Origin of the sequence: Bradyrhizobium sp. LB11.1 (assembly GCF_040549385.1) — a bacterium.
Lineage (GTDB): Bacteria > Pseudomonadota > Alphaproteobacteria > Rhizobiales > Xanthobacteraceae > Bradyrhizobium.
This window is the reverse complement of the sequence record NZ_JBEPTH010000011.1, coordinates 1-22,107: the sequence shown is the minus strand read 5'-3', so window position 1 is coordinate 22,107 and position 22,107 is coordinate 1. Positions and strand designations below refer to the sequence as shown.

At 63.9% G+C, this 22,107-nt stretch carries 22 protein-coding genes and 1 pseudogene; 9 read left to right on the top strand and 14 right to left on the bottom strand.

Annotated features, from left to right (window positions below; translation table 11 throughout):
• Positions 1 to 12 precede the first annotated feature (12 nt).
• The 6 genes from ABIA96_RS25745 to fliL all read right to left on the bottom strand — a co-directional run bounded on the left by ABIA96_RS25745 (position 13) and on the right by fliL (position 7,153).
• Positions 13 to 249 carry a hypothetical protein gene (locus tag ABIA96_RS25745; RefSeq protein WP_354139841.1) on the bottom strand — a complete coding sequence of 79 codons (237 nt, stop codon included), beginning with the start codon at positions 247 to 249 and terminating at the stop codon, positions 13 to 15.
• Positions 250 to 328: 79 nt separating this feature from the next.
• Positions 329 to 4,108, bottom strand: coding sequence for a tetratricopeptide repeat protein (locus tag ABIA96_RS25740; RefSeq protein WP_354139840.1), 3,780 nt, complete (start codon positions 4,106 to 4,108; stop codon positions 329 to 331).
• Between the two features lie 103 nt (positions 4,109 to 4,211).
• Positions 4,212 to 4,973 carry a MotE family protein gene (locus ABIA96_RS25735; RefSeq protein ID WP_354139839.1) on the bottom strand — a complete coding sequence of 254 codons (762 nt, stop codon included), beginning with the start codon at positions 4,971 to 4,973 and terminating at the stop codon, positions 4,212 to 4,214.
• 9 nt (positions 4,974 to 4,982) lie between these two features.
• A complete protein-coding gene (locus ABIA96_RS25730; protein ID WP_354139838.1) occupies positions 4,983 to 5,435 on the bottom strand; it encodes a DUF6468 domain-containing protein in 453 nt (150 codons plus the stop codon).
• A complete protein-coding gene (gene fliM / locus ABIA96_RS25725) occupies positions 5,432 to 6,634 on the bottom strand; it encodes a flagellar motor switch protein FliM (protein ID WP_354139837.1) in 1,203 nt (400 codons plus the stop codon). Before fliM ends, ABIA96_RS25730 begins: the two co-directional genes overlap by 4 nt.
• Positions 6,635 to 6,664: 30 nt before the next feature.
• On the bottom strand, positions 6,665 to 7,153 hold the full coding sequence (fliL, locus tag ABIA96_RS25720) for a flagellar basal body-associated protein FliL (RefSeq protein WP_354139836.1): 489 nt from the start codon (positions 7,151 to 7,153) through the stop codon (positions 6,665 to 6,667).
• 385 nt (positions 7,154 to 7,538) lie between these two features.
• Here fliL and flgF point away from each other — a divergent pair, with 385 nt between their 5' ends.
• The 4 genes from flgF to flgH are packed head-to-tail and all read left to right on the top strand — an operon-like array spanning position 7,539 to position 11,026.
• Entirely contained in the window at positions 7,539 to 8,300 is a 762-nt protein-coding gene (flgF, locus tag ABIA96_RS25715) for a flagellar basal-body rod protein FlgF (RefSeq protein ID WP_354139835.1), read from the top strand.
• Positions 8,301 to 8,316: 16 nt separating this feature from the next.
• Positions 8,317 to 9,105 (top strand): flagellar basal-body rod protein FlgG, encoded by a 789-nt coding sequence (gene flgG, locus ABIA96_RS25710; RefSeq protein ID WP_354139834.1) that lies wholly within the window; start codon positions 8,317 to 8,319, stop codon positions 9,103 to 9,105.
• A gap of 10 nt (positions 9,106 to 9,115) precedes the next feature.
• Complete coding sequence (gene flgA, locus ABIA96_RS25705) at positions 9,116 to 10,255, top strand: flagellar basal body P-ring formation chaperone FlgA (RefSeq protein ID WP_354139833.1); 1,140 nt, start codon at positions 9,116 to 9,118, stop codon at positions 10,253 to 10,255.
• A 3-nt stretch (positions 10,256 to 10,258) separates the two neighbouring features.
• The gene (gene flgH / locus ABIA96_RS25700; protein ID WP_354139832.1) at positions 10,259 to 11,026 is read left to right on the top strand and encodes a flagellar basal body L-ring protein FlgH; all 768 of its coding nucleotides are present in this window, start codon (positions 10,259 to 10,261) and stop codon (positions 11,024 to 11,026) included.
• Positions 11,027 to 11,290: 264 nt separating this feature from the next.
• Here flgH and ABIA96_RS25695 read toward each other — a convergent pair whose 3' ends face one another.
• The 3 genes from ABIA96_RS25695 to ABIA96_RS25685 form a co-directional block, all read right to left on the bottom strand.
• On the bottom strand, positions 11,291 to 12,070 hold the full coding sequence (locus ABIA96_RS25695; RefSeq protein ID WP_354139831.1) for a 2-keto-4-pentenoate hydratase: 780 nt from the start codon (positions 12,068 to 12,070) through the stop codon (positions 11,291 to 11,293).
• Between the two features lie 468 nt (positions 12,071 to 12,538).
• A complete protein-coding gene (dksA, locus tag ABIA96_RS25690; RefSeq protein ID WP_354139830.1) occupies positions 12,539 to 12,904 on the bottom strand; it encodes an RNA polymerase-binding protein DksA in 366 nt (121 codons plus the stop codon).
• 214 nt (positions 12,905 to 13,118) lie between these two features.
• Entirely contained in the window at positions 13,119 to 13,730 is a 612-nt protein-coding gene (locus tag ABIA96_RS25685) for an NAD(P)-dependent oxidoreductase (protein ID WP_354139829.1), read from the bottom strand.
• Positions 13,731 to 13,864: 134 nt separating this feature from the next.
• On the opposite strand from ABIA96_RS25685, the gene ABIA96_RS25680 reads away from it, so the two are divergent.
• The gene (locus ABIA96_RS25680) at positions 13,865 to 14,236 is read left to right on the top strand and encodes a winged helix-turn-helix transcriptional regulator (RefSeq protein WP_354139828.1); all 372 of its coding nucleotides are present in this window, start codon (positions 13,865 to 13,867) and stop codon (positions 14,234 to 14,236) included.
• A 38-nt stretch (positions 14,237 to 14,274) separates the two neighbouring features.
• On the opposite strand, the gene ABIA96_RS25675 is transcribed toward ABIA96_RS25680, so the two are convergent.
• Positions 14,275 to 14,688 carry a flagellar assembly protein FliX gene (locus ABIA96_RS25675; protein ID WP_354139827.1) on the bottom strand — a complete coding sequence of 138 codons (414 nt, stop codon included), beginning with the start codon at positions 14,686 to 14,688 and terminating at the stop codon, positions 14,275 to 14,277.
• A gap of 269 nt (positions 14,689 to 14,957) precedes the next feature.
• Here ABIA96_RS25675 and ABIA96_RS25670 point away from each other — a divergent pair, with 269 nt between their 5' ends.
• The 4 genes from ABIA96_RS25670 (at position 14,958) to ABIA96_RS25655 (ending at position 17,495) form a co-directional block, all read left to right on the top strand.
• On the top strand, positions 14,958 to 16,082 hold the full coding sequence (locus tag ABIA96_RS25670; protein WP_354139826.1) for a flagellar basal body P-ring protein FlgI: 1,125 nt from the start codon (positions 14,958 to 14,960) through the stop codon (positions 16,080 to 16,082).
• The gene (gene flgJ / locus ABIA96_RS25665; protein ID WP_354139825.1) at positions 16,082 to 16,465 is read left to right on the top strand and encodes a flagellar assembly peptidoglycan hydrolase FlgJ; all 384 of its coding nucleotides are present in this window, start codon (positions 16,082 to 16,084) and stop codon (positions 16,463 to 16,465) included. The genes ABIA96_RS25670 and flgJ overlap by 1 nt, the downstream gene beginning before the upstream one ends.
• Before the next feature lie 12 nt (positions 16,466 to 16,477).
• Positions 16,478 to 16,975 (top strand): hypothetical protein, encoded by a 498-nt coding sequence (locus ABIA96_RS25660; RefSeq protein ID WP_354139824.1) that lies wholly within the window; start codon positions 16,478 to 16,480, stop codon positions 16,973 to 16,975.
• Between the two features lie 160 nt (positions 16,976 to 17,135).
• Entirely contained in the window at positions 17,136 to 17,495 is a 360-nt protein-coding gene (locus tag ABIA96_RS25655) for a hypothetical protein (RefSeq protein ID WP_354139823.1), read from the top strand.
• Positions 17,496 to 17,498: 3 nt separating this feature from the next.
• Here the strand turns inward: ABIA96_RS25655 and ABIA96_RS25650 are convergent.
• The 4 genes and pseudogenes from ABIA96_RS25650 to ABIA96_RS25635 form a co-directional block, all read right to left on the bottom strand.
• Positions 17,499 to 17,865: pseudogene (locus ABIA96_RS25650) on the bottom strand (hypothetical protein).
• Between the two features lie 12 nt (positions 17,866 to 17,877).
• The gene (gene flaF / locus ABIA96_RS25645; protein WP_027534793.1) at positions 17,878 to 18,246 is read right to left on the bottom strand and encodes a flagellar biosynthesis regulator FlaF; all 369 of its coding nucleotides are present in this window, start codon (positions 18,244 to 18,246) and stop codon (positions 17,878 to 17,880) included.
• A gap of 293 nt (positions 18,247 to 18,539) precedes the next feature.
• Positions 18,540 to 20,825, bottom strand: a complete 2,286-nt coding sequence (locus ABIA96_RS25640) for a DUF1522 domain-containing protein (protein WP_354139822.1) — start codon at positions 20,823 to 20,825, stop codon at positions 18,540 to 18,542.
• Between the two features lie 218 nt (positions 20,826 to 21,043).
• Positions 21,044 to 22,107, bottom strand: a 1,064-nt coding sequence (locus ABIA96_RS25635) for a DUF1522 domain-containing protein (RefSeq protein ID WP_354139821.1), incomplete at its 5' end; no start/stop codon positions are given.

The following is a 22,107-nucleotide window of genomic DNA, read 5'->3' as shown; positions in this document are numbered from 1 at the left end:
GGCCATCGGCCCCTACCCGTTCACGTCATACTGCTTGCTGAGGTGATCGCCGATCTGCACCAGCATGGCGACACTTTCGGGGAAGCCGGGCCTATCCCGTGTCGTCTGGTCGGCATCGGCGCGGAACTCCCAGCTATCGCCGTCGCGGACGATCGAGATGGTCAAGCCATCGGGACCGTCGGCATGGACCTTCAACTCGGCCCGCGCCATGGCGATGAGTTCGGCTTCGGTCTTGGCAGGCTTGCTCATATCAACGCTCTCCCGGCATGAAGGCGCATAGGTTGCCGTCTCGCCCGGCACCTGTCGAGAGGCCAGAAGCAGCAGGTTCCTACCGCGTCATCTTGATCTGCCGCACGACGGGGATCGTCGGCAGCGAGCCGGTGTGATCGGTCTCGTCCTTGGCCTGCGGAGCGGCGGGTGCACGCGCGGTGGCGTCGGGGAAGCGCCGCTTCATCTCGCGGAGGAATCCGTCGAGCGTGTCGACGCTTGCGGCGAGTTTTGCGATTTCGGCGAATTCGGCGCTCGAGGCACCTGCCGGCTTGCTGGCGATATCGAAGGCGAGCCGGTCCGCACTCTCGCTCATCAGGGGGGCGTATTTCTCGCGGAAGCGCGACAGCCCGATCGAGTCGTCGGCGAGCGCATAGCCGACGGCGGCACGGATGATGTCGCTCTTCTCCACTGCATTGAGCGGCTTGAAGTCGCGGAAGCGTTCGCCGTAATAGAGTTCGATCTGCTCGGCGGACTCGCGCCAGCGCCGCGCCGCCCAGAAAATGTCGGACCGCAGCCGCAGCACCTCGCGGCCCGAGACATTGGAGACGATGTCGAGCGCGAGATCATGGCGGCCGACGTCGCTCTGCGCCCGCGCCTCGAGCAGCAGGCGCTGCTGCCGCAACTCGCCGGAGAGATCGCTGATGCGGCTCGCGCGCAACGCCGTGATCGCCATGTCGGGCTTGCGGTTGGCGAGATAGATCATGGCAAGGCGGGCTGCGACCTGCGCACGTGCCGCGCCTTCGAGGCGGTGGTCAACCTGGTATTGCAGGAGCTCCGCGGCTTGGTCGAGCAGATCGATCGAGGCGAGACGATCGGCCAGGCGGCGGATCAGCTCGTCGCCGCGGCGGCCGATCGGCGTCAGCTCGCGGAACTCGTAGAACATCCCGAGCGCCTCGACTGGCGGCAGCTCGTCGCCCTTCGGCCCCAGGAATATCTGCGTGAACAGATCCGACGCCAGATCCTGCGCCTGGCGCGAGGCTTCCGCGTTCGGCTGGAGCTTGGTCGCTGTGCGCGCCGCGGTAAGCGCGTCGCGATAGCGTCCGTTCTCCGAATACATCTGCGACAACATCTGCAGCGTCTTGACCTCGACCGCGTCGCCGCGCCAGGTCATCGACAGCGTCTCGAGCTCGCGCAGCGCGTCTTCCTTGCTGATCTCGTCGCGCTTCTGACGCAGCGCGACCTCGAGCTGCTTGGCTTCGGCGGCGGCTGGCCGATCATTCGAGGCGACCGCGAATTTGTAGTCGTCGAGCGCGTCCTTGTCGTGCCCGAGCGCTTCGGCGAGCCGGCCGCGCAGCACGGCAAAGCCGGGCGCAGCCTCGGGCGACACGCCGATGACCTCGATCTCGCCGCGTCGCTTGGAGGCGCCAGCATAGTCCTTCACCTCGAGCGAGGCGTGCATCGCGTCCATCGTCACGATGCGCTGGATGTCAAGCGGCAGCGAGGCGATGGCGAATTCGACGTTCTTGAATTTTTCGCGGGCATCCGCCCATTTGCCCTGGCGCGCATAGGCGAGCGCCTTCCACAGCTGCGAGTCGTGGCTGTTGCCGATCACGGGATTGGCGAGATCCTTCAGGCCCTGTGCCGGCCGGCCGATCAGGATGCTCGCGATCGCGTGGATGATTAGCGCAGCACTCTCCTCCTTGTTGAGGGGATCGGACAGCATCAATTCGGTCACGGACTTGGCTTCGTGATACATCGCGCGCGACATGTAGAACTGGGCGAGATCGAGCCGCGGCAGCGAACGCTGCGCCGGCTCGACGGCCGAGATCGCCATGATCAGATCGCTCTGGCGGGTCCAGAAATCTTCCGCCTGGCCCTTGCGCCAGCCCTCGGGATTGAAGACCGGCCGCACCGCGGTCGGTGCGCGCTCGGCCGAAACGTCGACCGGCGACAGCGTCAGGCCGCCCTTCTTGCCGAGGATGACCTTATCCGATCCGACCTCGACGCCGACCTCGTCGGAATTCGGCCGGATCGCGATGCCGTGCGCGGATTCCAGCAGCGAGAGATCGACGAGATCCTGCCGCTTGATGAAGCCGCGGACCGGCCGTTGCGCGGTGACGACGTAGAGCATGTCGCCGGCGTCGGGATCGGTCAGCTTGTGCAACAGGCCCGGATTGAAAAAGGGGATGGCGATGTTGGCGAGCGCTGGATCGGTGATGTTGCGCGACATCATCAGCGGCAGCGGCGTCGCCTGGATCTTGTCGGCGAGCGTGAGCAGCCAGTTGGTCTCCTTGCCCACCTCCTCGCTGGTCAGCGAATAGACCAGCGGACGGGTGAGACGGATGCGCACCGCCTGCCCTTTCTCGAGCGGCATGCGGGTGACCTCACCGATCATCGCGCCGCCCTTGGTGCGGATCGCCTCGACGTCGATCGGCTTCTGCGAGTCGAACACCAGCCACACCGTGTCGCCGCGGCGGAACGCGGCGGCCGGCGTTGCGACAGGAAGCGGGAATGTCACGCGCAGGCCATCGCTGTCACGGCGCGCATCGACGCTGGCAACAGGAGCCGGCGGCGCGGCTTGCGCCTCAGCAGGTGCTGGCTTGGGCGCAGGCTTGGTTTCGGCCTTTACGGCCTCTTTAGGAACATCCTTGACCAGTTCCTTGGCCGCTTCCTCGACGACCTCCTTGGGCGCTTCGGCAACCGCAGGTGCCGCTGGCTTGACGGGCGTGACCGGTGCGGCGGCTTCCTTGGGTACTTCCCCGGGCGCTTGGGCGTGCGGCGGTTCGGTGACGGGTGCTGCAACCGCCAGTGCCGGCTTCGGTGCCTCAGCGGGGGGCATCGCGGCGGGTGCTTCCGGCTTCGCCTCTGACTTCGCCTCGGGCGTCACCTCGATCTTGGCTTCGCGCGCAATCGCCTCCGAGGTCGGCGGCGTGATCTCGCGATGAGCGTCCTTCGGCTTTGCGACCGCCGGCTTTTCGGCGGCGGGTCCGTGACCGCCGGATTCGGCCTTCGCGATAGTGGCTTCAGGCGTCGCAGCCGCCTTGCCTTTGTCAGGCTGGAACGCGATGTCGACGACGTAGTTCTTGTCGTCGCGGAAGGAGTGCACATCGGAATCGCCGATCAGCGCGATCTCGACACTGGTCTGGTCGATATCGGACTTCTGCTTGATCGAAGCGACATTCGGCGGCGCTGCGACGACGGCATCCGCGAGGTCGAAACTGAGATTGGCGTTGAAAGCCAGCGTCAGCTTCTGCTCGTTGAGCACGGAGGAGACGCCGACGCCGTCGGGCATCTCGAACGCGAAGCGCACGAAGGTCGGCTGTACCGAGGCGCGCACACGGATCTGCGGACGCTTCTTGCTCTCGGCAGCAGCGCGTTGGGCGCGCAGCGCACGCTCGGCCGCACGCGCGCGCTCGGCAAGCTCCTTGACAACTTCCTGAGGCAGGCTCGGCGGCGGCCCCTTCCAGCCTTCCGGCATCAGGTCGACGAAAGTGCGCTCGCCGGCATTCATGGTGTTGACGGTGACACGGCGCGCCAGCGACAGCCGGATCGCACTGCCGTCAGGATCGCGCCGGGCCGAGTTGACGTAATCGGGCGCACCTTCCGGCACGCGATCGACGGGAACGTCGACGGGCCGGTCAAAGCGGATGATGAGGATGGAGCCGGCGGTCGTGACCTCGGAGGGAACGTCCTCGCCGAGCTTGATTACGAGACGGGCGAAGCCGCCGCTGGCCGAAAAACTCGCCTCGCCCCGGACCGCATCGGCCGCCTGGACAGGCGAACCGAGGCCGATCAGAAGGCAGGCTGCCAGCAGGTGCGCCTTTCGGACATGGCGCGACAGCCCCAGCGCCAAAGCGCGGGCTCGCGACACAGATCCAGCGGCAGCCTCTCGCGCCATTGGCGGCATTTCTTCCGGTTCGACGGGTCCACGCCGACACTGGTGCCGGCCGATGCCTTCGAATGTAGATTTTGCCAATTAAGGACTTCTTAAGTATGAGCCCTCAATTCGGCTTTTGCGTCGGCTTGCCGTCGATCTTGGGGAGATCACCGGCGGAGGCAGCCTGATCCCCGCCCCCATTGGCACGACGGGCCATTTCGACGGTCAACCGCTCGGCGGCTTCCGACGACATCAGTCCCAGGATATCGGACATCTTTCGCGGAGCGATTGCCGAGGCGATCTCGATCAGCACGCCCATCTCCAGCCGGTCGAACACCCGTGCGGCGTCCTTGGGCTTCATGCTCTCATACATGGTCACGAGGCCCTTCAAGCGCTGGGCCTCGGCGGCCTTCTGCTCGGCCTGGGTCGCGGTGATGCGGGATTCCACCGCCTTCATCTCCTCGACCTTGCCTTCGATGCGCTTCTCGGCCGACTTCAAGAGGCTCTCGCGGATATCGATCTCGCGCTGGCGGGACTCGATCTCCTGGCGGCGCGCCTGCAAGCGTTCCAGGATCGCGCGCTCCGAGGCCGAGACCTGCGGCTGGGCCTCGTCCATCTTGACCGGGGTGCCCTCGAGCTTGGTCTCGGGCGCGGCCGGCTTCGGCGCTTCCGCTGGCGCGCCATGCGTCGAGCCGGTGATGTCAGGGTCGTCTCGCCCGGTCGGGAAGTTCAAATTTTCCTGCGCCCAGGACTTCTTCGTCGAGTTCGGCTGGTAATCGAAGACATAGCCGCCATTCATCACGAGCCCCGCCACTTTTAGCGTGGCGAGACCTGCGACCGCAACCAGGACGACCGGAATGACGCGGATGTTACGGAATGACTTCATACCCTGGCTTTATGCGGCAAGACCGTTGGACCTTCGGCGTTCGGAGAAGGCTTCGGCGGCAGCTGCCACCGCCTTCGCAGGCGACGGCTTGGCCGCGGGCGCGGTCGCGGTCGCCATTTCCGGATTCGTCACCGGACGCGCCGCGATCGCAATCTTGGAGAGGCGGCGCACCACGTTGTCGGCTTCGCCGAGCTGCTTGTGGAGCTGGTCGGACATCTGCGTGGCGGCGGCAAGCTGGCTGCCGAGATTCTCGTTGACGTCGCGCACAGCCAGCTTCAGCCCGCCGATCGCGCGCTCGGCGATCTCGGTCGCGGTAATCAGCTCGCCGATGACAGCCTTCAGCGAATGCTCGTCCGCCTTCAGCCGCGTCAGCCGCTTGTTGAGCAGCATGCAGTAGCCGATCGTGAGCATCAGCAGGATAGCCACCAGCGTCTCGATCGCCATTCCTAGGGAGTGGTTCATGGGGCCTCCATCAGCTTGTTCTGTTCGTCCACCTTCTCGAACATCGCAAGTGTCGTACTTGGCTTGCGCAAGGGTTTCGTCACGCGGATCGCGACCCGGTCGCCGACCCGGCCCATGCGTCCTTCGGTGATCATGACGTCGCCGCAGCGCACGGTGACGTTGGCATCCGCGCGCATGTCCAGCGGCAGCGTGTCGCCGACCTTCAGCCGCATCAGCTCCTTGAGCGGAATGTCGGCTTCGTAGAGCACGGCGTCGACGGAGATCTCGGCCTGGACGATCTCGGTGGCGAAATGGCCTTCCCATATCTGGTCGCGGCCGAACTTTTCGCCCATGAACATCTGGAGCAGGACGGCCCGGATCGGTTCGATGGTCGCGTAGGGCAGCAGCAGCTCGATGTTGCCGCCGCGATCTTCCATGTCGATGCGCAGGCGCACCAGAATCGCGGCATTGGCCGGACGGCTGATTGCGGCGAAACGCGGATTGGTCTCGAGCCGGTCGATCGTGAAGGTCACCGGCGATAGCGGCCGGAACGCCTGTTCGGCATCTGCCAGCACCACCTCGACCAGCCGCTTGACCAGCTCGGTCTCGATCGTGGTGTAGGGCCGGCCCTCGATGCGCAGCTGGCTCGAGCCGCGGCGGCCGCCGAGCAGCACGTCGATCATCGAATAGATCAGGTTGGAATCGACCGTCGCCATGCCGAAATTGTCCCACTCTTCGGCCTTGAAGACGGTGAGGACGGCGGGCAGCGGGATCGAGTTCATATAGTCGCCGAAGCGCACCGAGGTGATGCGGTCGAGCGAGACTTCGACGTTGTCGGAGGTGAAATTGCGCAAGGAGGTCGTCAGCAACCGCACCAGGCGGTCGAAGACGATTTCGAGCATCGGCAGGCGCTCATAGGAGACCATCGCCGAATCGATGATCGCACGGATGCCGGAATGGTCGTCGAGCGTGACGTCGCCGACGGTGAAGCCGAGGAGATTGTCGATCTCCTCCTGCGACAGCACCCGCTCGCCGGAATTCTTTCCGTTGCCGAGGTCGCGGCTGCCATCCTCGACCATGGCCGCCCATTGCAGGGCCATCGTCTCCGAGAGTTCGTTTTCGGCAGCAGCCTTCGCGGCCTCCGCGGGATCCTCGGAGTCGAGCGACGCCTCCCATTGGGCGGCAATCGCATCCTGGTCCATCTGCTCGTTGCCGGCCATGACGCTAGCCCATCACCTTCGCCTGCATCCTCACTGGAGCACGACTTCCTTGAACAGCACCGCGCTGACCTGCACCGGCGCGACCGCGGCGTTGACGCGCTTGGTCAGCTCTTCCTTGAGGCGGAAGATGCCGGCGGAGCCGTTGAGGTCGGACGAGCGGAGCTCGCGCACATAGGTCTGGAAGATGTCGGTGACGCGCGGCATCGTCGGCTTGATCGCCTCGACCTGCTTCTCTTCCTTCAGTTCGAGCACGATCTTGAGTTTCAGATACTGCACGCGCTCGCCGGGCGCGCCGGCGAGGTTGACCATCATGTCTGGCACCTCGACGAACACCGGCGGCTTCGGTGGGGGCGCGGCCTCGGCATGGTGCTCGGCGTCGCCATGATGGAAGAACAGGAACCAGGTCGCGGCACCGCCTCCGAGCACGACCAGCGCGCCGACGACGATCAGGATCAGCTTGAACTTGCTTTTGGGGGCAGCGGCTTCCGCGCCTGCGCCGCTTTCCGCTTCATCCGCCATGATCGTCCGGGCTCGCTCATCTCAAAAAGGGTCGAAAGAGCGAAGCCTCCTGGCAGACAGTGACGCGATACAAATGCCCCAGCGCAAAGCGCTCCTCTTACAAGCAAACGCTACGGTAATAATGGTTAACGGAACCTTTCGATTGGGTCTCCACTAGGAAAAATCTGCCGGGCAAACATGGCTAACAGAACCTTTCTGCCCCCTGCCAGCGACGTCGGAAAATAGCCAAGCCTCTGTAATTTCGAATTATTTCGAGTTGGCACGGCTTTCGCTCAGAGAGGGGTGAGACTGAACGGTTTGGGAGAACCTGACAGCCTCTTTCACGGGATCGGCCGAGGCGCTTGGGAGAGCGAAATGGCGGATCTCACGCAGGGGAGATTTACCGATGCAGAATGCGCTTCTGATCGGCTTGTCACGGCAGATGACGTTGGAACGGCAGATGGATGTCATCGCCAACAACGTCGCCAATGCCAATACCAACGGCTTCAAAGCCGACCATTCGCTGTTCGAGGAGTACCTCAACTCGAACGCGCATGAGGACAATTTCGTCGGCTCCGACCGCCGGGTCTCCTATGTGCAGGACCGCGGCACCTACCGCGACGTCGGCCAGGGGCCGATGGAGGCGACCAACAACCCGCTCGACATGGCGATCAGCGGCAACGCCTTTTTCGCCGTGCAGGCCAATGGCGCCGAGCGTTACACCCGCGACGGCAAGTTCGCGCTCAGCAGCACCGGTCAGCTCATGACCTCCGACGGCAACCTGGTGCTCGGCACCGGCGGTCCGATCGTGTTCCAGCCGACCGACCACGACATCAACGTCGCCGCCGACGGCACCGTGACGGTGCTGGAGGGCACTGCCAAGACCGACTCGATCCGCGGCAAGATCCGCATGGTGACGTTCGACGATCCGGCCAAGCTGACCAAGCTCGGCGCCAATCTCTACGGCGCCGGCTCCGCCAACCAGCAGACTGACAGCAAGTCCACCCTGCAGCAGGGCTACGTCGAGAAGTCGAACGTGAATTCGGTCGGCGAGATGAGCCGCATGGTCGAGGTGATGCGCAGCTACACCGCGATCGCCAACCTGCTCCAGCAGGAGAGCGACCTCCACAAATCGGCGATCGAAAAACTCGCCGACGTTCCGGCCTGATTGAAGGAGAACTGAGATGCAGGCGCTTCACACCGCAGCGACCGGAATGGCGGCACAGGAACTCAACGTTCAGGTGATCTCCAACAACATCGCCAACTTGCGCACCACCGGCTTCAAGAAGCAGACCGCCGCGTTCCAGGACCTGATCTATGAGCACGTCCGTCGCGTCGGCGCACAGGCCTCGGACCAGGGCACGATCCTGCCGGTCGGCGTCGACATCGGCGGCGGCGTCAAGACCGTCGGCACGCCGCGCAGCATGACGCAGGGCACGCTGTCGCAGACCGGCAACGACCTCGATCTCGCGATGTCCGGCGAAGGCTTCTTCAAGATCCTGATGCCTGACGGTACCTACCAGTACACCCGCGACGGTACGTTCCAGATGGACAATCAGGGCCGCGTCGTCACCGCGCAGGGCAATCCGGTGCAGCCGACCATCACGATCCCGAACAACGCCTCGGGCATCGCCGTCAACGAGCAGGGCCAGGTGACGGTGACGCTGCCGGGCTCGTCGAGCAACACCGTCCTCGGCCAGATCGGCGTGACCCGTTTCATCAACAAGGCTGGCCTGCAGCCGGTCGGCAGCAACCAGTTCACCGAAACGACGTCGTCCGGCCCGCCGCAGGACGGCACCGCGAATTCCGAAGGCTACGGCAAGATCACGCAAGGCAGCCTCGAACAGGCCAATGTCGACGTCGTGTCGGAGATGAGCGACCTGATCGCCGCGCAGCGCGCCTACGAGATGAACGCCAAGGTCATCAGCGCCGCCGACCAGATGATGCAATCGACCACGGCGCTGTTCCGCTGAGGTGATGATCATGATCCGCACCACGCTCATCACCCTCTCCGCCCTGCTCGTGCTGGCACTGCCGGCTCAGGCCGCCGACGACGGCATTGCCACGCCGACGCTGCGCGCCAGCGTCACAGTCAGCTCGGATGTGGTCCGGGTCGGCGACCTCATCGACAATGCCGGCTCGGCCGCGCTGATCCCGGTCTATCGATCGCCCGATCTCGGCACCACCGGCGCGCTGCCGGTCGCGCAGGTGCTGAGCGTGCTCCGCGCCAAGCAGGTGATCGGCGTGATGACCGGCGACATCAGGGAAGTCCAGGTCACGCGGCTTGCCCGCACGCTCGCCAACAAGGACCTCGAAAACGCGGTCGCCTCCGCGCTCGAGCGCCGCTTCGGCCTTGGCGAGGCCGCCAACATCACCGTCACCTTCGACCGCGGCGTCTCCGACATGCGGCTCGACGCCTCCAACACCGGCATGCTCCAGCCGGTCGCGACCCGCTACGACGCCCGCGGCGGCCGCTTCGACATCGCCTTCGAAATCAGCAACGACAACAACCCGGTGCCGACCAAGCTGCGCTTGACCGGCACCGCGATCGAGACCGTCGAGGTCGCCGTTCTGACCCACGACATCGACCGCAGTGAGATGCTGAAATCCTCCGACGTCGCGCAGGAGCGCCGGCCGAAATCCGAAGTGACCGGCGAGCCCGCGCTGCGCGAGCGCGCCGTCGGCATGCAGCTTCGTCGTCCCATGCGCGCCGGCACGCCGATCCGCGTTGCCGACATCGCCAAGCCCGAATTCGTAGCCCGCGACCAGAGCGTCACCGTCATCTACCAGGTCCCGGGGATTTATCTCACCACCCGCGGCAAGGCGATCGAGAGCGGCGCCGAGGGCGACACCGTGAGCGTCCTCAACTTGCAGACCAAGCGTACGCTGACCGGTATCGTCACCGCCCGTGGCCAGGTGACCGTGGAGGGCGCCAGCCAGTCCGCGCCGATCGCGCCTGCGGTCGAGCAGACCTCCTCGCTCAAGCGCGACGAAGCGCCCGCACCCGTCGACACTGCAGCCCTCCTCCGGAACCTGGTCCAGGCCCCCGCCTCTCCGGCTCAAGTCGCACAAGCCCAGATCCCGCAAGTTCGCGCCTCGCAAGCTCCAGCCAAGTCAGAGTAAGTCATGTCCTCGTTCAGTTCGGCTTCCCGTCTTCGTCGCGTCGCGCTTTCCGGCCTGCTGCTCGCCACTTGCGCGCTCGCGAGCGGCTGCTCATCGATCGATCGCCTGTCGCAGATCGGCGAGCAACCCAAACTGTCGGCGATCGACAATCCGACGACGCAGCCCGGCTACAAGCCGGTGCAGATGCCGATGCCGAAGCCGGAAGTCGCCTCGTACAATCCGAACTCGCTGTGGCGCAATGGCAGCCGCGCCTTCTTCAAGGACCAGCGCGCGACCCATGTCGGCGACCTCCTGACCGTGACCGTGAACATCACCGACAAGGCCAACCTCTCCAACGAGACCCAGCGCAGCCGCACCAACTCGGAAGATTCGGGCATCACCGATTTCATCGGCGCAAAGACGCTCGGCGTTCAGGCGCAGAAGGTGCTGCCCGGCCGCATCCTCACCGCCGACTCCACCGCCTCCAGCGACGGCAAGGGCTCGGTCAATCGCACGGAAGCCTTGCAGACCAACGTCGCGGCGGTCGTGACCCAGGTGCTCCCGAACGGCAACCTCGTGGTCGAAGGCAAACAGGAAATCCGCGTCAACTACGAGATCCGCGAGCTCGTGGTCGCCGGCATCGTACGCCCCGAAGACATCCAGAGCGACAACACCATTGATTCCAGCAAGATTGCGCAGGCCCGCATCGCCTACGGCGGCCGCGGCCAGATCACGGACGTGCAGCAACCGCGCTACGGCCAGCAAGTGATGGACGTGTTGCTGCCCTTCTAGCCTTCTCCCGAGCTCCCACATCGTGTTCGCGAACCTAGGCGCGAACGACGATGTACTACGCGGCCCTCGCCAGCTCCCCTGGCGAGGGCCGCATGTATTTTGCTTGTTGCTAAGCGAGCTGCAGGTCAGTGGTCAGCAATGTGGCTGAGCCGCCGCCACAAGCTCTGTCATTGCGAGCGCAGCGAAGCAATCCAGACTGCCTCCGCGGAAAGACTCTGGATTGCTTCGTCGCAAGAGCTTCCTCGCAATGACGACGGAGAGAGTTCACGTGAACTCCGCCTCCACCACCCCCAGCCCGTCCAGTTCCATCCGCACCTTGTCGCCGGCTTTCAGCCACAGTGTCTTCACCAAACTGCCGGTCAGCACGAGCTGTCCCGCATGCAAACCCTTGCCTTCGGCGGCGAGGTGGTTGGCGAGCCAGGCGAGTGCGTTGTGGGGATGGCCGAGCACGTCGGCGCCGGTGCCGTGGCTGACCTCCTCGCCATTGACGAGGGCGCGGCCCTTGACCGCTTTCAGGTCCGGCACGGACGAGCGCGGAACGGAGGCGCCGAGCACGCAGCCGGCGGCGAAGAAATCGTCTGCGATCAGCGTCGGCGCGCCCATCGTCTCCCATTTCACGTAGCGGTCGTCGACGATCTCGATCGCGGGATGATAGCTTTCAACGGCTTCACCGACCCATTCGGCTGTGAACGGCGCCTCGCCGGCGGCGAGGCTGCGCTTCAGGCGTACGGCGATCTCGCACTCGACGCCGACACGGACATAGCCGGAGGCCGCGAGCTTGACGCCGCTGTCGTGCACGCCCTTCTGGAACACGCCGCCGCCGCAGGGGTGCGGGATGCCGATATAGTCCTGCATCACCTGGCTGGTGCAGCCGATCTTGTAGCCGACCAGCGGCCCGACATTCTTCAGCAAAAGATCGTGCAGCGCGCGCTGGACCTGATAGCCCTCGGCCTCGTCATCAGGCGGAACCTCGAGCGCCGCGAGCGGCGCATGGTTGCGGCGCGCCAGCGCGATCGCCTTTGCGGCTTCGAGAATTTTGTCCATCGGCGCCGCCTCCCACGCAATACAATCGAGGGCGGCAGTGGAGCATCCCCGCCCGGGCCTGACAAGCGCTGCTCACCCCCTGACCGAACGATTACGGGGTGCCGCCGGCGTTTAAGAGAATATTGAGTTGGTCTGGGCCTTATGGAAAAGCGCGCTTGCCGTCCCGCCGCGCCGCGCGAGGCCCTAGTTGCAGCGATGGGTGAAGCCCGCTGCGCCACAGCCTCACGATGCCGGTCGATCTCGTTGATGCGACTCGCAAAACCTCCCGCACCTGAAGTGAAAGCTGTCTCTCATCTGAACTCACGTGAGCTCGGAGGAATGGACTCTAGCCCATTGATCGCGATTCATTTTCGCAATTCCGCGAGCGTCGACCCGCGCAGGGGCAAACGACAGGCAAAATACCGGTCTCGGCGCTCAAGCGGCACCGTGAGTCCAAAAACAAAGAGCCGCATCTCTGCGGCTCGGACTCTATTCGTCGCGATAGACCTTCTCGCGTTTCTCGTGGCGCTCCTGCGCCTCCACCGAGAGCGTCGCGATGGGCCGGGCTTCGAGCCGCTTCAAGGAGATCGGCTCGCCGGTATCCTCGCAATAGCCGTAGCTATTGTCCTCGATGCGCTGGAGCGCGGCGTCGATCTTGGCGATCAACTTGCGCTGGCGGTCGCGGGCGCGGAGCTCGATGGCACGGTCGGTTTCGGACGATGCCCGATCAGCGAGATCGGGATGGTTCACGTTCTCCTCCTGCAAGGCTTGCAGGGTGAGCTTGGACTCTTTGAGGATCTCATCCTTCCAGGCGAGGAGCTTCAAACGGAAGTACTCCTTCTGCCGGTCGTTCATGAAAGGCTCTTTTTCGGTCGGTCGGTAGTTTTTCAACTTTTCCAAGGGCGGCCTATCTGGGTAAGCAACGACTCGCGAACGGAACGGGGTCCGTGAGCCGGGGCTTATATAGCGGCCACCTGTGACAGACAATATTTCCTTAATAGCGCAGTTAGCGCCCCCAAGCCCTTGCACAGGAAGGTTTATCCGCAGGGGCCCGGGGGCGGCCAAAAGCCTAGTAGCCGACCGTGAAACGCTGCCTCAGATGAGCCGGCTTCTCGATCTCGTCGGCGAGCGCAATGGCGTAGTCGGCGAAGCTGATCCAGCTCTTGCCGTTCGCATCTGCGAGAAGCTGGTCGGTGCCAAGCCGGAACCTGGTGGTCCGGTCCCCCTCGATGAACAGCGCCGAGGGCGAGATGAAGGTCCAGTTCAGTTCCTTTTCCTGTCGCAGCAGGTCGAGAAAGACCCCACCCGCCTCTGCCTCAGCCTTGTATTGGGCCGGAAAACCGGAGGTTGTGACCAGTTTGACGCCGGGAGCGACCTCCAGGCTGCCAGCGCCGCCGACGACCAGATAGCGCCCAACCTTGGAGTCTTTGGCCGCGCCGATCAGCTTGTGCGGGTCGCTCGCCAAAAAGTGGACGGAACTTACCGCAACGTCATGCGCGGCCCAGAGTTTAGCCAGACCCGCCTGGTCGAGCACATCGCCCTTGGTCGGCGTGACGTTCGGCAGTACCGCGATCTTCTCCGGGTTCCGCGCGATGGCAGTAACGCCATGGCCGCGGCGGGACAGCTCCTTGGTGATTTCCGAACCGGCCCGGCCCGAGGCACCGGCAACTGCGATCTTCATGGAAGGCTCCTTCGCCTCTGTAGTAACCAATAGTTACTAGATATCGTAATGAATGCTGGTGTTAAGAGAGCACTTTGTGCTTACCTGATTACATAGGAGTAACCGGCAAGCTGAGCTGAGCCCGAGGAAGCGAGATGAAACCCAACGTCTATGCCGCCGATTGCCCGACGCGCCAGATCCTCGATCGCGTCGGCGACAAATGGGCCGTGCTGATCCTGTTGCTGCTGCGCGAGGACCCGATGCGCTTCAATCAGTTGCGCCGAACCATTGAAGGCATCTCGCAGAAGATGCTGAGCCAGGTTCTCAAGTCGCTCGAACGCGACGGCCTGATCACGCGCCGCGCCATCGCGACCGTGCCGGTGACGGTTGAATATTCGATCACGCAGCTCGGCGTGACACTCGCCGCCGCTGTCGATCCTTTGCGCGATTGGGCCGAGGAAAATTTGAAAGACGTGCTCGCCGCCCAGCGCCGCTACGATGCGCAGTTGAAGGAGGAAGCGGCATAAGGCCGTTTCGCAGACGCTTTAGATTGCAGGAATGACGATCAGCCCTGCCCGGCCTTTGCCAGCTCGACCTCGACGCGCAGCTCGATCTCGGACAGCACGGAATCCAGACCGGGATCGCCAGAGGAGGATTTCAGGTTCGCCGCCGCATCGCGCAGCCGCATCACGGTCGAGGCGTCGAAATTGCCGGACAAGAGTCCCATCTTGAGATCGTCGAGCACGTCGAGTGCGGTCTTGCCGCAAGCGACCGAGCGCTTGCGGCGCTCGACCGGATCTTCCTCGATACCTTGCAGCGCGAGCAGCGCATCGATGTTGGCGGAGGCCTTGGGCGCAGCGGCCGCGCGCGTGTCCTGCGCAGACGTCGTGTCAGGCAGCACGAAGGTGCCGGAGCTCGTTCGCCTGGCCTGGCTGGCCGGCGTTCCAAGCGTGGTGCCATTCGGTCCGTAGATGCGCATCGAAGCAATCCGGGTGATCGATGCGCCACATTCGCCGCTTTATGGTTAACGGGGCGTAAACGGCCCGGCAAAATCTGCCGACAGGCGGCAGTTTCGCTCCTCACGGGCAACACCGGCTGATATCGGTCGCAACAGATTTATTCAACCTCTTCAATCGCCTAAGCCCTCCGCCCTGTGTTGGCACAGCGCTCGCAAGGAAAGCGTCGGACCAGCTCGTCATGGGAGTGTCGCAGATGGTCCGAGATATGAGGAGCCTCGGGGAGCAGAGGATGCCAAGCGTTCGTTGGGTGAAGATTTTTGGGGTGGCCTGCGCAGTGCTGTCAGCGCTGGCGCTCTCGGTCGCGTCCGCGAGTGCGACCTCGCGCATCAAGGATCTCGCCAACATCGAAGGCGTGCGGCAGAACCAGCTCATCGGCTATGGCCTCGTCGTCGGCCTCAATGGCACCGGCGACACCCTCAACAACATCCCCTTCACCAAGCAGTCGCTGCAAGCGATGCTCGAGCGCATGGGCGTCAATATTCGGGGCGCCACCATCCGTACCGGCAACGTCGCCGCCGTGATGGTGACCGGCAATCTGCCGGCCTTCGCCACCCAAGGCACGCGCATGGACGTCACCGTCTCCGCGCTCGGCGACGCCAAGGATCTGCGCGGCGGCACCCTGCTGGTCACCCCCCTCCTCGGCGCCGACGGCAACGTCTACTCGGTGGCCCAGGGTTCGCTCGCGATCTCCGGCTTCCAGGCCGAGGGCGAAGCGGCCAAGATCGTACGCGGCGTTCCGACCGTGGGCCGCATCGCCAACGGCGCCATCATCGAGCGCGAGATCGAGTTCGCGCTCAATCGCCTGCCGAACGTGCGGCTCGCGCTGCGCAACGCCGACTTCACCACCGCCAAGCGCATTGCGTCGGCGATCAACGACTATCTCGGCGTCAAAAGCGCCGAGCCGATCGATCCCTCGACGGTGCAGTTGACGATCCCGCCGGAATTCAAGGGCAACGTGGTCGCGTTCCTGACCGAGATCGAACAGCTCCAGGTCGATCCAGACCTCGCCGCCAAGATCATCATCGACGAACGCTCGGGCATCATCGTGATGGGCCGCGACGTCCGCGTCGCGACCGTCGCGGTCGCACAGGGCAATCTCACGGTCACGATCTCCGAGAGCCCGCAGGTGAGCCAGCCCAATCCGCTATCGCGGGGCCGGACCGTGGTCACGCCGCGCTCCAGCGTCGGCGTCACCGAGGACGGCAGGAAGTTTGCCGTCGTCAAGGACGGCGTCTCGCTGCAGCAGCTCGTCGACGGCCTCAACGGCCTCGGCATCGGCCCGCGCGACCTCATCAGCATCCTCCAGGCAATCAAAGCCGCCGGTGCGATCGAGGCCGATATCGAGGTGATGTGATGCAGACCGGTATGATCAACACGGCGCACGCCGTCACCGCCGCCGTCTCGAACCCCGCCTTCTCCGTCGAAAGCCGCAACGGCCGGCCCGACTTCGAGCTCGCCGCCGCACTTCAAAAAGTCTCGCCGCAACAGCAGGCCAAGACCCAGAAGACCGCCACCGATTTCGAGGGCATGTTCCTCAACAGCATGTTCGCGCAGATGACCTCGGGCCTGAAGGGCGAAGGCCCGTTCGGCGACACGCCGGGTACCGGTGTATGGCGTTCGATGCTGACCGAGCAATATTCCAAGAACTTTGCCAATGCCGGCGGCGTCGGTATCGCCCGCGACGTCTACCGTACCCTGATCATGCAGCAGGCCAGAACCACTCTTCGTACGGCATAAGGTCCATTCGAGATGAACCACTTCAACGCCTCACGTCAGCCGATGCCTGCGCAGCGCGCGAACAACACCCCCGGCAACGCCGAGGCGCGCAAGCTCACCGAGGACCTGATGGACGCGATGAGCGCCCTGCTTGGCCTGATCGAGCGCGAGACCGAACTGGTCCGCGCCGGCAAGGTCCGCGAGGCGATGACGCTCGAAAGCCAGAAGCAGGAACTGTCGCGGCGTTACGTCGGCGCTGTCAACCAGTTGAAAGCCAACCAGGCCCAGCTTGCGAAATCCGCGCCCGAGCTGCTCTCGACGCTGCACCGGCATCACGACGCCTTCCGCGCCATGCTTCAGGTCAATCTCACCGTACTCGCGACCGCGCATGCGGTCTCCGAGAGCGTCGTGCGCGGCGTCAATGCCGAGATCCAGAAGCGCAACGTGCCGAACACCTATACGGCGGCAGGACGCCGCGCCACGGCTGGCCCGCGTCACATCACGCCGCTCGCGGTCAGCCGCACGCTCTGAGCGCAGACAAGGAACTCCATCCAATTTTACGAAAAACCGGGCGGCGACAGCGTCGCGCGGTTAGTCACGTTTGCTTACCGGGTGTTCAATCCTGGTGTTCCATGGTTGCGCATTGAGAGGGGTTGGGATTTGACTCACACGAGGCAACCAGGAGGCTGCCATGAGTACAGATTTCAGCATCAGGCCGGTGGGGATACCGGCCCCAGCGCAGATCGTGACGACGTCGAACTCGGCGGCGAACGATGCCGTTCAAACCGATTTGCCGGTGAGCCAGACGGTCGCCGCAAGCGATACGAGCGCGGCTGCGGGCAATGACCTGCAGAGCAATGCGAACATCTCGCGTCAGGTCGTGTTCGACCAGGCGTCCGCATCCATGGTCTTCCAGGTCGTCAACGACCGGACCGATGCCGTGGTCAATCAGTTCCCCGACGAGGCGATGCTGCGCCGGCGAGCCTATTTCCATGCACTGGATCTGAAGTCGGAGCCCTCGCGTCCGCTCAACACGGACCTCAGCGCCTGACGATCAGGTGTCGAGCTTGGCCTGGGCCGTATCGAGATAGGTCGAACCGGTCGCAGGATCGGTGACGACGTTCTTGATCTGCGCCGTACCCGTGTCGGTCAGCGTGAACTTCGTATTTCCGAAGCGAAAGGAAGAATCCTTGATCAGCACCTGCTGGTACTGGGACGTCCCGTCACTCTGATAGTGGACCTGCGCGGAAGCCATCGACCTGCGAGACGCTGAGCGAGAATTTCTTGCCGTCGGAATAGCTGCCGGTCCAGTTGCCCTGGTAGAGCGACGAATCGACCGCAACGTATTTGGACGAGCCCGACGTGCTCGAGAGGACGTTGGACTTATACGCGGTCGACAGAATGCTCATGATGTCGGACATCACGAGGCTCCCTTACGGCCGGCCGGACAGACCGGCGGCGATGTTGCGGTTGATCTCGATCAGCGGGCGGAAGTGATCGAACTGCGGGCTCATCTGAAGCGCAGCAGTCTGGCTCAGCACGAACACGCTGATGTTGGCGATTTTCTGCCGGACGTCGAGCGGCTGCGGATTGTTCTCGCGCATGGCTTCGCTGAGGAAGATGGTCCAGAGCTTGCGGTTGAACATCAGCGCCTGCGTGGTCTGCTCGCTGAAGGGATCAGCGGCGTTGATCGCGTCCTGGAGCTTATTGGCTGCCTTGAGCAGGGTCTGCGCCTCGACGTCACGAGGAGATGCGGTGGTCGTTGCAACACGCGCGTAGGCCGAGGCAGCGGAATTCGACATCAATCACACCTTGGAAGCTTCCTAGCCCGTTGAACGGGCTTAAGGATTTCTTTCCCAACCCTATGCAGTAGCGCTTAAGATTTGCTTACATGTACGCATGGAAGCACTCCGGATTATTACGGGTCGCGGAGTTCTTCGTAGGCGCGAGGTTAGATGCGCGGATGCAAGCTGTAAACTTGCACTGCATCATGCACATCGATCTCAGCTAATCCTGTCTTAGCGAACTCCCTCAAAAGAACGGCGGAGCTTTAGCCCCGCCGTGCCGTTTCGAGATTCGATTCTGCGTTTGCGAATTAGCGGAGCAGCTGCAGTACGCTCTGCTGCGACTGGTTGGCCAGCGACAGTGCAGAGACCGCGATCGACTGGCGGGTCGACAGCGCCTGGCTGTTCGCCGCTTCCTCGTTGGTGTCCGCAAGCGTCAGGTTGGCCGAGCCGGTCTGCAGCACGTTGATCAGGTTCTTGGAGAAGTCCTGGCGCACCTGCACGATCGACAGGTTCGAACCGAGCGACGAGCCTTCCGACCGCAGCGTACTGGAGGCCGCATTCAGGCTGGTGAGCACCTTGTTGGTCGCGCCGTTGTCGATGAAATCGGTGCCCGGGACGAGATTGCTCAGCCCAAGACCCGCCGAGTTGAACACCACGCCGTTGATGCCGAGCGTGGAGCTGCCGGTCTCGTTGAAGACGAGCTTGAGCGTATCGCCGTTGAGCAGGTTGACGCCGTTGAAGGACGAATCCTGCGACGTGGTGTCGATCTGCGCCAGGATGTTGTTGAACTGGCTGACCAGGCCCGAACGCGCCGTTTGCGCGACGGGATCCTGAACCGGCGGCTGCGCGGTGGTAAAGGCAAGGACGCTGGTGAGCGTGCCGCCGACCGCACCGCCCGCGGTGCTCGAGCCGAGCGTCGAGGAGGCGTATTCGTTGACGGTGGTGACCGTCAGCACGCCGTTGGCGTCGATCGTCGCCGTCAGGTGGTTGGCCTGAAGCTGGACGTTGAGCTGGTCGAGCGTCTTGACCGTACCGTTGGTGCCGTCGCCGAAGGTGACGGAGACCGGCGTACCGCCATTGAAGGAGGAGAACGTCAAGGTCTTTCCAGCGACACCACCGACACCAGAGTTGCGCGCCGCGCTGAATGCCGTCGCCGTCCCGGTGTTGCCGCTGAGACCGAAGGCACTTAGCGCGTTGCCGGTGCCAGTGATCGAGAGGTCGGCGTTGATGCCGGTCGAGATCGCCAGCTGGCCACTCGAATTCACCGACGACGGAATCTGACCCGGCGTGGGGTTGAGCGTCGCAGCACCGTTAAACAGGCTGGCGGTCTTGACGCCGGTGGCAAGGTCGAACGAATTGAGCAGGTCGGTCAGGTTCGCGCTCTGCAGATAGACCGTCGAGTTGCCGTTGCCGTCGGTGACGACGTTGCCGCTGACGCCATAGCCGTTGGCCACGCTCGCCGCCGATTGCGGCGTCTGCGCGTTCTTGAAGGTGATGGTGTGGCCGTCGATGTTCAGCGTCGAACCGTCCTGGACCAGCGACCCCAGCGAGCCCGACGTCGTCGACCGGTCTGCAGTGACGCTGGCATTACCCGCGCCGGTCGCGGCCGTCAGGCCGAGCTTGTTGAGGAAGTCGGCCTTGCCCGTGATGCTGAGGTCAGCACCGGTCGAGCTCTTCAGCGTGACTGCGCCCGCCGTGATGGAGGATGGCGTCTGGACCGTACCGACGGTCGCACCGCTGGTCGCGATCGTGGCAGCACCTGCGCTGATCGTCGCGGTCTTGACACCGCTGGCGAGGTCGATCGCACTGAGCACGTCGTTGACGGTCGCCTTCGGCGCTGCCGCCGTTCCCTCATAGACGATCGAGTTGCCGTTGCCGTCAGTGGCGATGCTTCCGCTGGGATTGAGGCCCCAGCCGGTCGGCTGCGCCGCCGGGGCGGAGCCGGTGCGGAAAGTGATAGTCTTGCCGTTCACGGTGATGGTGTCACCGTCCGCGGGCGGCGTGCTGAACGTAGTGGATGTGGTGGTGCCGAGCAGCGTGTCCGTGCCGGCGAGCGCAGTGCTGCCGTCGGCCGCGTTCACCGTGCCGCCGACAAAGGTGCCGGCATTCGAACCCAGCGAAGCGCCGAGCGCGGCAGCCGCCGTCACCGGCGTGACGCCGCCTGCCGCACCGGTATAGAGCACGTTGCTGTTGGCGGTCGCGCTCGCATAAGAGGTCGTGCCGCGCAGATCCGCCGGCGTCGCACCCGGGATCGTGGTCGAGACGTTGGATTTGGTGGAGTAGCCGACCGTGGTCTGCAGCGCCTGGTTGGCGATCGATTTCGCCGAGTCGATCAGCTTTTGCAGCGAGGTGATACCGGTATTGGCGGCCTGGAGCACCTGCACACCGTTGTTGATGCCGTCGAGCAGGTTACTGATGTCACTCGCCCGGTTGTCCAACCCCTGCGCCGTGAAGAAGTTGGTGGGATTGTCGAGCGCGGTGTTGACCTTCTTGCCGGTCGACAGCCGTTCCTGCGTCGTGGCCAGCAAGTCGGCCGTCGACTGCAGCGACAACAGGTTCTGGCGAACGGACGCCGAGAGAACGATGTTGGACATTGGCAGGTCTTCCTCTTGAACCGGATACGAATCGGCCGCGCGATCTCGGAAGCGGGCTTTTGTCCAGTTTTAGGGGCTCTCCTTTAAAGTATGGTTAACGCCGGTTTAAGGGACAGGGTTAATGGCTGGTGTACGCCCTTCCCTGCCTCAAAACGCAAAAAAGGGCGGCGGAGCAAAAGCCCCGCCGCCCGATTTTATTGAGTTAGTTCAGTTGCTTACTAGCGGAGCAGCTGGAGCACGCTTTGCTGCGAGGTGTTGGCCAGCGACAGCGCGGAGACCGCGATCGATTGGCGGGTCGAGAGCGCCTGGCTGTTCGCCGCCTCGACATTGGTGTCGGCCAGCGTCAGGTTCGACGAGCCGGTCTGCAGCACGTTGATCAGGTTTTTGTTGAAATCCTGACGAACCTGCACCACCGAGAGGTTCGAACCAAGCGCCGACGCTTCCGAGCGCAGCGTGCTCGACGCGGCGTTCAAATTGGTCAGCACGCGGTTGGACGCGGCGTTGTCGATGAAGTCGACGCCGACGGTCAGCGCGGCGAGGCCCAGACCCTTGGAGTTGTAGGTCACGCCGGTGATGTTCAGGCTCGACTTGCCGGTCTCGTCGAACACCAGCTTGAGCTGATCGCCGTTCAACAGGTTGACGCCGTTGAAGGAAGAGTCCTGCGAGGTCGTGTCGATCTGGTTCAGGATGTTGTTGTACTGAGACACCAGGTTCGCACGAGCCGTCTGCGCAACCGCATCCTGAACGGGGGTGGAAGCCGTCGAGAACGTCAGTGCCGAAGTGAGCGTGCCGCCGATCGCGCCGCCGGCGGTCGTCGAGCCAAGCGTCGAGGACGCGTAGTCGTTCGATGCAGTGATGGTCAGCCGGCCGTTGGCGTCGATCGTGGCAGCCAGGTTGTTGGCCAGAAGCTGCGTGTTGAGCTGATCGAGCGTCTTGACCGTGCCGTTGGTGCCATCGCCGAAGGTGACATTGACCGCCGTGCCGCTGTTGAAGGAGGAGAAGGTCAAGGTCTTGCCGGCAATGCCGCCGATGCCGGAGGTGCGCGCCGCAGTGAACGCCGACGCGCTGCCGGTGTTGCCGGCCAACCCGAACACATTCAGTGCATTGCCGGTGCCGGTGATCGAGAGGTCGGCATTGACGCCGGTCGAGATCTTGAGCTGACCGGACGTATTGATCGTCGAGTTCGACTGGCCGGTTGCGGTCGCCAGCGTCGCGGTGCCGTTGGCGTTGACCGTCGCGGTCTGCACGCCGGTGGCAAGATCGATCGCCTTCAGCACGTCAT